This window comes from Legionella rubrilucens, from assembly GCF_001468125.1.
In the GTDB taxonomy this organism is placed as follows: domain Bacteria; phylum Pseudomonadota; class Gammaproteobacteria; order Legionellales; family Legionellaceae; genus Legionella_C; species Legionella_C rubrilucens.
Genome location: NZ_LNYT01000007.1, coordinates 761,302 through 773,266 on the forward strand (window position 1 = coordinate 761,302; position 11,965 = coordinate 773,266).

Here is an 11,965-nt window from a genome sequence, read left to right on the forward strand (position 1 = left end):
TCGTAAAGGCTTTCAAGGTTTGTATTGTATTGTATTGAGATCATAACCTGTATAAAATTTGTTTTTTGTTGCCTGCGACTCCGGCGGATAAATTAAATTATCAGCATGGTAACCGTGTTCTGATAAAAAAGAGGCTAAAAGCACGCCGCCAGATTCACTCAGATTGTCTTTGGATACTTTTTGGCATTGCATGGCGACTGTTTTGGCCGCATCGAGATCGGAAGGCGCATGGTCCCATAGCGTTCCGTTAAAGCACAGGCGTTGGTGTTGGATTTTTTTAGACTCAGGATTATAGTAAGTGATGGAGAGAAGGCCGTCGACGCTGCTTTCCCGGATTAGCCAGGGTGACGAAAATTTGTCCGTTTTATTTGCAATGATGGTTTGTGCTCTTTCCCAATCAAGCATGGTGTAAATGTAACTGGAGTTGTTCTTGTTCGATTCAGGTTTAAAAAGACCCTGTTTAGTTAGCATTACTGTCTCCTTAGGTTAGAATAGCCCATGTTACTCCTTTTCATGAATCAGTAAATATTTTTTACAAATTTTTCGCTGCATGTACTAAATGATGACAAAGACTGCACAATGAAATTCCCAATCCGGTTTTAGCAGTTGACGCAAACCACCAGTATTGTACAATCCGGACAATTCCGCGGAGGAACAAGCGGTTATTGTCCCCGAAACTTGTATTATCAGGAGTGTAATCAGGGTTCATGATGCCAACGACAACCGACCATAACGCCTGTGATTTGATCCTGTTCGGCACTTTGGGCGATCTTGCCCGACGCAAACTGCTTCCTGCACTGTATCAACTGGAAAAAGCAAATCTTTTGGCAACGGAGACGCGACTGATTGGTTGTGCGCGTGAGGCCTTAAGCGATGATCAATACGGCCAATTTTTAAAAACCAATTTCGAACGTTTTGTTGATGAATCAATCGATGAAACCGTGTTGCAGCGGTTGCAGCAACGCAGTCGTTATGTGCAAATGGATTTAAGCCAGGCCGCCGATTACCGAAAACTCCTCGATGCCGTATCTCCCGGACAACGTATTCCAGTCAGTTATCTGGCAGTACCGCCTTCGCTGTTTGGGGCAATCAGCCAGGGTTTGGCCAGTGTGGGGCTGGCTGAGGGAGCCGCTCGCATTGTGCTGGAAAAGCCCATTGGTCATGATCTGGCGAGTTCCGTCGCGATAAACAACCAGGTATCCCATTATTTTAATGAAAATCAGATTTATCGTATTGATCATTATCTTGGCAAGGAAACCGTATTAAATTTATTGGTGCTGCGTTTTGCCAATTTTATTTTCTCATCGAATTGGGATCGTACCGCCATCGATCACGTGCAAATCACTGTCGCCGAAGAAGTCGGGGTGGAGGGACGTTGGGGTTATTATGATGACGCGGGTCAAATGCGGGACATGGTGCAAAACCATTTGTTGCAGATTCTGTCCCTGATTGCCATGGAGCCGCCGGTGAGCCTTGATGCCGATAGCATTCGCGATGAAAAATTAAAAGTGCTTAACGCATTACGCCCCATTAATCAGAGTAACGTGCTGGAAAACACCGTACGAGGCCAATACGTCAGTGGCATTCTTCGTAACCGTGCTGTTCCTGGTTATTTGCAGGAAGACGGCGCGCGCGCTGCGAGTACGACGGAAACCTTTGTCGCGCTGAAGGTCGCCATCGATAATTGGCGATGGTCAGGGGTTCCCTTTTACCTGCGTACCGGCAAGCGCATGGCAAAAAAACAAAGTGAAGTGGTGATTTATTTTAAACCGCAACCGCATAATATTTTTGCCGCAACCTGCCCCGCGTTAAACGCCAACAAACTGATTATCCGTTTACAGCCGGATGAGGGCGTTGAAATTCAAATCATGAATAAAATGCCGGGCCTGGGTGAAACCATGCAGCTTAAAGAAAGCCAGCTGGATTTAAGTTTTAATAAAACCTTTGAAACCCTGCGAATCGCCGACGCGTATGAACGCCTGTTACTTGAAGCCATGCTGGGGCATCAGTACCTGTTTGTCCGACGCGACGAGGTTGAGCAAGCCTGGCAATGGGTCGATGGCATTCTTAAAGCCTGGGACGAGTTCCAGATTCCACTTCATACTTACTCCGCCGGATCGTTAGGACCTGAAGCGGCACAAACACTGCTGACGCGGCATCAACATCAATGGGATTAACAGGATGCAATTAAATCATTTTAATGATTCAACCGTATTAAACGAACAATTTGTCAACGAGATTACCGGGATCCTTGGCCAAGCCATTAAGGCGCGTGGACAGGCCTATCTGGTGGTTTCCGGAGGAAGTACGCCCAGAGCATTATTTCAGCGTTTAGCCCAGGCTGACCTGGATTGGCAGAAGGTCACCATCACCCTCTGTGATGAACGATGTGTGGCGCCTACGGATCCGGACAGCAATGAAACCCTGGTGAGAAGCTACCTTCTCAAGCACCAGGCCGCCCATGCACAGTTTATCAGCCTCCATAGCGATAAACCGACACAGGACGAACGCCTGTTGGACATTGAAGACCGCCTCAAGACGTTGCCGATGTTTGATATCGTTATTCTGGGGATGGGCGAAGACGGGCACACCGCGTCCCTGTTTCCCTGCAGTGAACAAATTGAGGCGGGTCTTCATGATGAACGCCTTATTGTTTTAAACGTTGTGCCCAAAACAGCGCCCTATCCGCGGATTTCACTAAGTAAAAGCAGGCTGCTGAAAAGCCGGCATGTTTATCTTCATTTAGTTGGTGAAAGCAAACTGGCGGCGCTTAACCTGGCTTTAGCCTCAGACAGAGCCACCGCCATGCCGATTCGGGCTTTTCTGCAACATGCTGGCACGGACGTGCAAGTGATGTTTGCCGCGCAATGAGGTGAGTCATGCATCCAGTCATTCAACAGGTCACTGACCGAATCAACGAACGAAGCCTGAAAAGCCGCGAACAGTACTTAAAACATCTTGAGGCAGCACGCCTTAAAGGCCCGCAGCGCAAAGCGCTGCATTGCGGTAACCTTGCCCATGGGTTTGCTGCCTGCAATGCTGAAGACAAGGGCGACATACGGGCCATGGTGAAACCCAACATTGCCATTGTGTCTTCTTATAATGATCTACTCTCAGCCCATCAGCCTTATGCAGCTTATCCCTCGCTTATCAAGCTTGCGATCCGTGAAGCAGGGGGCGTGGCCCAATTTGCCGGCGGGGTGCCGGCCATGTGCGACGGTGTGACTCAGGGACAGCCAGGCATGGAGTTAAGTCTTCTAAGCCGTGATGTCATTGCCATGGCTACGGCAGTGAGTCTTTCGCACAACCTGTTTGACGGCGGATTGTTGCTGGGGATCTGCGATAAAATTGTACCGGGCCTGTTGATGGCGGCATTGGCTTTCGGCCATCTGCCTTTTCTTTTCGTACCCGCAGGCCCCATGCCCAGCGGCATTGCCAACAAAGAAAAGGCTAGGGTACGTCAGTTGTATGCGGAAGGACTGGTCAATGAAGAGGCTTTGCTGGACGTGGAAGCTGCGTCTTACCATAGTCCGGGGACCTGCACTTTTTATGGTACCGCCAATTCCAATCAGTTGGTCATGGAGATCATGGGCCTGCAGTTGCCTGGTTCTTCGTTTGTTCATCCGAATACCCCCCTGCGTCAGGAGTTAACACGCGCTGCTGCCCGCCGTGTTGTGCAGTTAACGGATTTGGGCAATGACTACTTGCCTTTAGGACAATTAATAACCGCCGCTGTCGTGGTCAATGGCGTGGTGGGCCTGCTGGCTTCCGGCGGGTCCACGAACCATACCATGCATCTCATTGCTATCGCGCGCCGAGCGGGCTTTGTGCTCAATTGGGACGATTTTGCTGATTTATCGACAGTAACGCCGCTTATTGCCAAAATTTATCCCAATGGTCAGGCCGATATTAACCATTTTCAACAGGCAGGCGGCATGGCTTACTTTATTCGGACACTGCTGGATGCCGGTTTACTGCATGAGGAAGTCGAAACGGTGGCTGGTTTTGGCTTGAGTCGGTACACCGAGCAACCCTTACTGGACGGGAATCAGTTGCAATGGGTCAGCGGCGTTAAGCATTCCCTTGATGAGCAGGTACTAACCTCGGCTGAAACACCGTTCAAACCCCAGGGGGGATTACAGGTTTTAAGCGGCAACCTCGGCCGGGCTGTGATGAAAACCTCTTCGCTGGCTGACCATCAGGAGGTTATTGAGGCACCGGCCGCCGTTTTTGCCAGCCAGCATGAACTTGAAGCAGCGTTTAAAGCGGGTGAACTGAACAAAGATTGTGTGGTGGTTGTCCGCTTCCAGGGTCCAAAAGCCTGCGGCATGCCGGAATTGCATAAACTCACACCCATTCTTGGGGTATTGCAGGATAAGGGATATCGGGTGGCGCTGGTGACGGATGGGCGTATGTCTGGTGCGTCCGGTAAAATACCGGCGGCTATTCATGTTACCCCCGAGGCAATGGATGGAGGGGTGATTGCCAAAATTCAAAATGGCGATCGCCTGCGTGTGGACGGCCGGGAAGGGGTTCTGCAACTGCTGGTCGGTGAAGACGAATTGGCTGGACGTTCGCTGCAGACAGGGGATTTATCCTCCTGTCATCATGGCATGGGACGGGAACTGTTCGGCAGCTTGAGAAGGCATTTCTCCGGTGCCGAAGAGGGCGCCTGCAGTCTGTTTGTGAGTGAGGATGATGGTCATGCTTAACCAGAATACCTACGCCATTGTGGCGGATATTGGCGGAACGAATGCCCGATTCAGCCGTGTGGATTTGCGTAACCTGCAGGTTGATCGCCTCGCTGTTTTCCCCTGTGCCCAATTTGCCGGTCTTGATGCCGCCCTTAAGCATTATCAGCACAGTCAGCATTTACAGGATATACGCCACGCCGCCATTGCCATTGCCTGTCCGGTAACCTCTGATCAAATCAGCATGACGAATCTGGATTGGCAATTTTCCATCCAGGATTTAAAACACCAGCTGCAATTGGAGCAATTGCAGGTGGTTAATGATTTTACGGCGACGGCAATGAGTCTGCCGGTGCTGCCAATCACTGATCGCTTGCAGATTGGCGGCGGGCTGGTGGATGAGGGCAAGCCTAAGGTCGTGCTCGGTGCCGGGACAGGGCTTGGTGTGGCGCATTTAGTCCCCACAACCGAAGGGTACATCCCCTTGCCTGGCGAAGCAGGGCATGGCGGTTGGGCTGCGCAAACTGAACAGGAATGGTTCATTCAACGCTTTTTGCAGGAGCGCTATGGTCATGTGTCCGTCGAGCGAATCATTTCAGGTCCTGGCCTTGAAAATCTTTATCTGGCCATTGCAGCCTTTAATCAGCAACCGGTTGAACCTTTAACCGCAGCCGAGATTGCACACAAGGCGTTAACGCAACAATCGCCGCTGGCCTGCGCTGCTGTTTCGCAATTTTTCGCCAGTCTGGGCAGCTTTGCCGGTGATCTTGCCCTGTCGCTCAGTACCTTTGGCGGGGTGTACATTGCTGGCGGCATTGTTCCCAGGCTATTGCCGCTGATGGCAGAAAGCGAGTTCAGACACCGCTTTGAAGCCAAAGGACGCTTTGCAGTTTTTAATCGCAACATTGCGACCTTTGTTGTGGCGACTGAACAGCCGGGGTTGTTAGGTGCAGCCGTCTATCTTAAGCAAATCATGGAAAAAAAGTATGCCCTCTGTTAATTCGTTATCAGCTGCTTCGGTATTGGCGATGGGGCCAATCGTCCCTGTGGTTGTTCTCCATCACCTTGACGATGCTTTACCCTTGGCCGAGGCCGTATTAAACGGTGGAATCAAGGTGCTGGAAATTACGTTACGAACGCCCGTGGCGCTTAAAGCCATTCATTTACTCAGGGAACGTGTTGCTGAAGCCTGCGTGGGGGCCGGTACGGTGGTGAATGGCCGGCAATTGCAACAATGCATCGAAGCCGGGGCACAGTTCGCCATTAGTCCGGGATCAACCACCGAGTTACTGCAGGCCGGATTGCAAAGTCAAGTTCCCTTAATTCCCGGTGTTTCCAATGTGTCTGAAATGATGGAAGGGATGAATTGCGGCTACAGTCATTTTAAATTTTTCCCCGCTGAGGCAGTAGGGGGTATTGCTCTGCTGAAAGCCATTTCTGCCCCGTTTCCCGCGCTGCGGTTTTGCCCTACTGGCGGTATTCATGCTAAAAATTATCTGGACTACCTGGCGCTGGCTAATGTAGAGTGTGTGGGCGGTTCCTGGATTGTACCCGATGAAGCAATTAAACAAAAAAACTGGTCACTCATTACTGATTTGTGCTCGACCGCTTTGGAAAAAGCATCGCATCCCACAGCCGTAAATTAAAAAAACAACATGGACTTTTAAGGATAGAATATGGCATGGTTAGTCGCAATAATAGGCTCGCTCGCTGGATTTCTTTTTGGCTATGATGAAGGCATTATTGCCGGATCGCTCGACCTGCTGAAAAATCACTTTACGCTCACCCACACCCATATCGGGACCATGGCCGCTGCACTTCCTTTTGGTGCGCTGTTTGGCTCCATGTTGATTGGTGCTTTGCTGGGTACGCGTTACGTCAAACGTTTTGGACGACGCTCATTATTGTCTTTTGCCGGGGCACTTTTTTTCGTTGGCGCCCTGGGCGCGGCGCTGGCCCCGGCAACCTGGATGCTCATTTTGTCGCGATTTGTTCTTGGCTTGGCCATAGGTATTGCATCAGTCACAACCCCCCTTTACCTGGCTGAAACGGCACCGGTGAATTTACGTGGGGCAATGGTTGCCATTTATCAATTAGCCATTACGATTGGTATTGTCTGTGCCTATTGTGCCAATTACCTGCTGATTGAACACCAGGCCTGGCGGACGATGTTTGCTTCCAGTGCCATTCCGGCATTCATTTTGTTTGCAGGCATTCTTTTCCTGCCTGAATCGCCGCGATGGTTATTAAGTGTCGGCCGACGCGAAGCTGCTGCCAGTTCGCTGCGTCTGCTGCGCCGGCAAGCGTCCATTACTGAGGAACTCACACACATCGAAACCACGCTCAAACGCGAACCGGCCGAAAAAAACTGGAAAGCCCTGTTTCGCAAACCCTTGCTGCCCGTCCTGTCATTGGGGATGATTTTATTCTGCCTGCAGCAGTTAAGCGGCATTAATGTCATTATTTATTTCGCACCGGAAATTTTTAAAAACCTGGGTTTCACCAATACCACGGGCCAGATTCTTGCTACCATGGGTATCGGTATTGTCAATTTGCTCGTTACTGTTCTGGCCATTTACTGCGTCGACTGGATTGGCCGCCGCAAATTGCTGTTGATTGGCTTTAGCGGCGCCTGCATCAGTCTTGCTGCACTCAGTGTGTTTTCCTTGTATCAGGTATCGCTGCTTGGCTATTTGTCTGTGCTCTGCCTGACAGTGTATATTTTTTCATTTGCTATCAGCATTGGTCCGGTACCGCATATCGCCATGGCTGAAATTTTCCCCCTGTATGTTCGCGGCGCGGGAATGGGAATGTCGTCCATGAGCAACTGGTCGTTTAACACGTTGACGGTTTTTACCTTCCCTCTCCTGCATAAAGCCATTGGCATTGAATACACCTTTATCATTTATGCCGTGATTTGTTTTCTCGGTCTGGTGTACACGATTTATTTCATGCCGGAGACAAAAAACATAAGCCTCGAGTCCATTGAAGATTATCTGCTAAGCGGCAAACCCCTGCGTGAGTTAGGCAGAAAACCCGCGCCGCAATCCTCAGCATCCTTGCCGCTGGATAATGCCGGTGAGGCCGTGTTTAATTAAGACGACAGCCGCTGCTTTAAAAAAGGCAGTGGCTGTTTTAGTGATCACCACGGTTGTCGTTTTTTATCGTATTAATTACCCTCTGTTTTTTGCCTGGCTCCTTCTTGACACCATGGACAATGAACTCTCTGCTTTGGGAGAATAATGGTGATTTGAAGGTTTCTTACCACGCCATGGATGCCCGCCTGCGCGGGCAAGACATCAAACAGGGCAGGCGGTGGCCAACTAAAGCCTACCGTGTTCGCGCAGGCGGGCAAGACATCAAACAAGACAGATTACACGACGGAGTTTGTCGTTTTTTTGCAGACAAAACCTGACAGGGCAGGCGGTGGCCAACTAAAGCCTACCGTGTTCGCGCAGGCGGGCAAGACATCAAACAAGACAGATTACACGACGGAGTTTGTCGTTTTTTTGCAGGCAAGACCTGACAAGGCAGGCGGAAATCACTTAAGCTCGTGCCCGCGCAGACGGGCAGGAGATTATATAAAGGAGCTACATGATTGAGGTTTGGTCGCTTTTTCGCAGGCAAGGCATGCGGTAACCCACTTAAGCTGTCTTGCCCGCGCAGGCGGGCATCCATCAGGTTAACTCGCCCAATTTGGTTTCAAGTTTCTGTTGCAGAATAATGGCCCGAAGTGTTGCCACGTAACTCCAGGTAAGCGAGTAGGCGCCCTGCGGATTGCCGGTGTACAAGTTGATTTGTTCGCTTAAGTTTAAATCCGAAGCATATTCTTTAACGAGACTCAGGTAAGCGTTGCCTTCTTCAAAATACTGTTTAATCAGAGGCCCATTGGCTTGGGTCAGCGGTAACATGTCGCCCAGGGTGTAGTAATATTCCGCCATGGTCGCTGTCAGAATATACCAGGGATTGCCTTCGCCGTCATTGCGGTAACCATCATAGGTATCGCCAGGGTAGCGGCCGAACAGGACGGCTTGGTAGTGATTGTCATTAATGGGGAAAAGTGCTCTGTACTGTCTTTTTAAGGCCGCGGCCGTGTTCTTTACATACAGATTATCCGGAGCATAAACGCCGTCGTGGGTATTGGCCAACAGCACGCCCAACATCACCGCCGAATCAAGCTCCAGCGTTTTTTGCGGTCCTGAATGAGGCGGCAGCGTCGCCTGGATGATGATGTTCTTAGAGTCTAAATGCTCGCCAAGTCGCAGTTCAATAAAGCGGGCCTGCGCTTCATAATAGACTGCCGCTTCATTATCATGGAGCGCTCTGGCGAGCCTGGCGCCTTCGATTAGGGCTTTTCGCTGGCACATCGCTGTAAAAAAATGATGGCCGTACACTTCTTCCCAAAGATCATAGTTCATGTCCTGCCAATGATGGGCGGTGTATTCCAGATCAATTTTAATGGCGCCCATGTTCGCCGTATCCAGGCTCGGGTTATACAAATGGGTTTTGACATAGGCCGATTCGTTATGGTTCAGCAATACCTCGGCAAAGCGAATCAGCGTTAATGCCCTTAAGGCGGGACCGTCATTTTGCGGTCTGCCCCATGGGCCTTGATAAGGGCGGCTGTCCATGTAAAATTTGGGCTCTCCAAGAATATCAAATCCAGGCAGCGTTTCAGTCTGGTGTTGAACCCGCTCTACCCAGTTGACGTAATTCAGCAGACGGGTTTTGTCTTTGGCGTTGAGGCTGCTTTCATAAAAACGTTCAATCAAATCCATGGCAATGGCCGAATCACGCGTCCAGTCATAATAATAATCCGGGTTGGCTTTTGAAGGTGAAGCCATGATTGAGCCCTCGGATGTGATGTTGGCGAGAAAATTTTTTTTGAGGGTTTTGATGTCATCCGCTGAGAAAATCGATGCAGCAATGGTTTGGGTGATAAAAAAATAAAATAAAAAAGCGAAAATCCTTCTCATTTAGTTAACCTGTTGATCAATTTAAGAATTGCCAATCTTACCGGAAAGCGATCTTTCCGGCTACAGATTATTTAGGCGAATAGTCAAGGCGTATCGAGGGAGATTGTTCCGATACGCTTCTTCGTTTATTCGAGGGTGAAGCAGGGAAGAAGGTGCAGTGATTATCAACTTCGATAGTCTCCTGCACATGAATCCGTTTAACCGAGAGGCCTGGGTATTTTTCCTGATAGGGTGAGAAAACAGAGCATTTGTCTTTTTCAGGAAAATGGTGGCTGATCATAATTTTAAGCGCGCTGTTTTTCTTCACCAAAACAGCCATCAGGTTGCTCAGTTCAAGGTAGTTCCGGGGATCATAGTGTTCAATAATAAGGCTTTCCAGGTGCGGCATGTTTGAACGGTTGAGGAAACTCAATAAATCCATGAATCCATAGCCGTCCTCGGCTGAGGCCATGGTGTCCGATCGGTTGACCACGGTTAAATGCCTGATTTTGCCAAGTGAGCTTAGATCGGGGCAACTGTCCAGACGGTTGTACATATCCAGCAGATCACTTGAAGCCTTAAGCAACACGACGACTTTGGCGGCTTCCACATCGGCTCTGTCCGTGAGGGTTGTATCCTGCTTTTGTTTTTCAGACAGGCTGTCTAAAAATGCCGTTTTTGCCTTGGTTAAATCCTCCTGCAATGATTCCTTAGTCAGGATTGCGGCTAAAAAAGCCTGCAATGATTTATTTTGCTCGTCTTTAAAGGCAAATAAACTTAAGACTGGACGGCTTTTGAACGCCTCTTCGAGGGTTGTTGCCTTATCCCCGGAATGCAATGAAAGTTCAAACAAGGCTTTGGTTTCACATACCTCGCGGCAGTCCCGAAAAAGTGCATTTAACTGGTTTAGGATGCCAAAATAGGAATAATGCCGCTTAACCGCTTTCCCTGACACATCCTCGGTCAGCGTGTAATGCTGTTTGCTGAATGGATCAACGAAGTAAAGGTATTGGTCAGGGTTTTTAAGCATCTCATCCAGCAGGCAAATCATTTCAAACAATCTGTTTTTGAAGTGGCTTTGCTGCCAGGCAATGATTTGTTGGCGAAAAGGATATGGATTACCGAGCCATTGCAAATCGATTTCAAGGAGTGCGCTGTCCCGTATTGCGCCGAGGGATGAAGGACTGGCAGGCAGTTCGTCCACCTCTAATTTCATCGCCCGGGTGTCATTGATGGACTTGTTATCCTGGTCCTCCTTGTCCGGCAGGGGGAGTTTGGGTTTGGTTTTCAGCGGATGTGATTTCGCTTCGTTTTGATTGTCCTTTCCCAAGGAAGCAGGAGAAGCCGGTTTGCTGTCGTAAGTTTTCAGTTTCCCCGGCCGGGCTGGCGAAGCAGTCGGTGTATTCCCATAGTTCGGGAACTGGCTGTAGGTTTTAGTATAATTGAGGGTCGGTTTGCCCTTTTTATCGTCTTGCATCATATCCCTCCCGATGGATCAATTGGAGTGGTTAGAGTATGCCAAAAACGGGGGGATGGAAATGTATTTAACGGTTTTTATCGTGGCTCCGGTCAGTCATTCGAGGCCATCCGCCGTGACATTCGTTTGCTGTCTGCAAGCCTATACAAATTCTGGCAGGTTGATTATAGTAACGCCGTCAATTTCTTTTTCACTGATGAAACGGGGTTTCCGTAATGACTCAGGTACTTTCACCCATTGCCTGCCTTAAGCAGTGGCTTTTGGCAGAAAAAGAGGCCGGAGCGGCCAATCCGCAGCATGCCGTCTTGTCTACCGTTGCCTCTGTCCCTCATCCGGTACCGCATTCACGGGTGGTGGCTGTGCGCGAAATCATGGAAGACGGCCTGTTGTTTTTCACGCAAAGAGGGACTCGAAAAGTCAATGAACTGATGATCAACCCTAACGCGGTGTTGACTTTCTGGTTTGAATTGCATCAGCGCCAGATAAGTCTTGAGGGGGAGGCCCATCCGCTGTCGGCTGAGGAAAATGCCTGGTATTGGCAAAATAATGCGCACGAGGCACAGTTAAGGTTTTCAAGTTACGCCCCCACGTCGGGGCAACCTATCCCGAGTAAAGACGTCCTCGAACAAAAAAGAGAACGCCTTACGATGGAATTGAAGGATAAAACCATTCCACTCAGCCCGCTTTATTGCGGTTTTCGTTTAATACCCCTGACCGTTTACTGTTACAGTTACCGCACCGACGAACTCTCGGATGTAAGCCGCTTCAGTTTCAGCGGAGGCGCCTGGATTCATCAATTGCTTTCTCCCTGAGTGAGCCTGTACAAGCCTCGGTGATTTGGT

At 49.7% G+C, this 11,965-nt stretch carries 11 protein-coding genes; 8 read left to right on the plus strand and 3 right to left on the minus strand.

Annotated features, from left to right (window positions below):
- Positions 1–12 precede the first annotated feature (12 nt).
- Entirely contained in the window at positions 13–471 is a 459-nt protein-coding gene (locus Lrub_RS06970; RefSeq protein WP_058531437.1) for a hypothetical protein, read from the minus strand.
- A gap of 236 nt (positions 472–707) precedes the next feature.
- Between Lrub_RS06970 and zwf the strand changes: the two genes are divergently transcribed.
- From zwf to Lrub_RS14730, 7 genes are all read left to right on the plus strand, one after another.
- Positions 708–2,177: a glucose-6-phosphate dehydrogenase gene (zwf, locus tag Lrub_RS06975; RefSeq protein ID WP_237760763.1), complete on the plus strand. Its 1,470-nt coding sequence runs from the start codon at positions 708–710 to the stop codon at positions 2,175–2,177.
- A 4-nt stretch (positions 2,178–2,181) separates the two neighbouring features.
- A complete protein-coding gene (gene pgl, locus Lrub_RS06980) occupies positions 2,182–2,871 on the plus strand; it encodes a 6-phosphogluconolactonase (protein ID WP_058531438.1) in 690 nt (229 codons plus the stop codon).
- 8 nt (positions 2,872–2,879) lie between these two features.
- Complete coding sequence (gene edd, locus Lrub_RS06985) at positions 2,880–4,712, plus strand: phosphogluconate dehydratase (RefSeq protein ID WP_058531439.1); 1,833 nt, start codon at positions 2,880–2,882, stop codon at positions 4,710–4,712.
- Entirely contained in the window at positions 4,699–5,691 is a 993-nt protein-coding gene (glk, locus tag Lrub_RS06990; RefSeq protein WP_133134141.1) for a glucokinase, read from the plus strand. The genes edd and glk overlap by 14 nt, the downstream gene beginning before the upstream one ends.
- On the plus strand, positions 5,678–6,337 hold the full coding sequence (locus Lrub_RS06995; RefSeq protein WP_058531441.1) for a bifunctional 4-hydroxy-2-oxoglutarate aldolase/2-dehydro-3-deoxy-phosphogluconate aldolase: 660 nt from the start codon (positions 5,678–5,680) through the stop codon (positions 6,335–6,337). The genes glk and Lrub_RS06995 overlap by 14 nt, the downstream gene beginning before the upstream one ends.
- Positions 6,338–6,367: 30 nt before the next feature.
- The gene (locus Lrub_RS07000; protein ID WP_058531442.1) at positions 6,368–7,789 is read left to right on the plus strand and encodes a sugar porter family MFS transporter; all 1,422 of its coding nucleotides are present in this window, start codon (positions 6,368–6,370) and stop codon (positions 7,787–7,789) included.
- A gap of 152 nt (positions 7,790–7,941) precedes the next feature.
- Positions 7,942–8,106 carry a hypothetical protein gene (locus tag Lrub_RS14730; protein WP_156413029.1) on the plus strand — a complete coding sequence of 55 codons (165 nt, stop codon included), beginning with the start codon at positions 7,942–7,944 and terminating at the stop codon, positions 8,104–8,106.
- A gap of 262 nt (positions 8,107–8,368) precedes the next feature.
- On the opposite strand, the gene Lrub_RS07010 is transcribed toward Lrub_RS14730, so the two are convergent.
- Positions 8,369–9,667, minus strand: a complete 1,299-nt coding sequence (locus tag Lrub_RS07010) for a glycoside hydrolase family 15 protein (RefSeq protein WP_058531444.1) — start codon at positions 9,665–9,667, stop codon at positions 8,369–8,371.
- A gap of 67 nt (positions 9,668–9,734) precedes the next feature.
- Positions 9,735–11,126 carry a hypothetical protein gene (locus Lrub_RS07015; RefSeq protein WP_058531445.1) on the minus strand — a complete coding sequence of 464 codons (1,392 nt, stop codon included), beginning with the start codon at positions 11,124–11,126 and terminating at the stop codon, positions 9,735–9,737.
- Positions 11,127–11,338: 212 nt separating this feature from the next.
- Here Lrub_RS07015 and Lrub_RS07020 point away from each other — a divergent pair, with 212 nt between their 5' ends.
- Positions 11,339–11,935, plus strand: a complete 597-nt coding sequence (locus Lrub_RS07020) for a pyridoxine/pyridoxamine 5'-phosphate oxidase (RefSeq protein ID WP_058531446.1) — start codon at positions 11,339–11,341, stop codon at positions 11,933–11,935.
- Positions 11,936–11,965 lie beyond the last annotated feature (30 nt).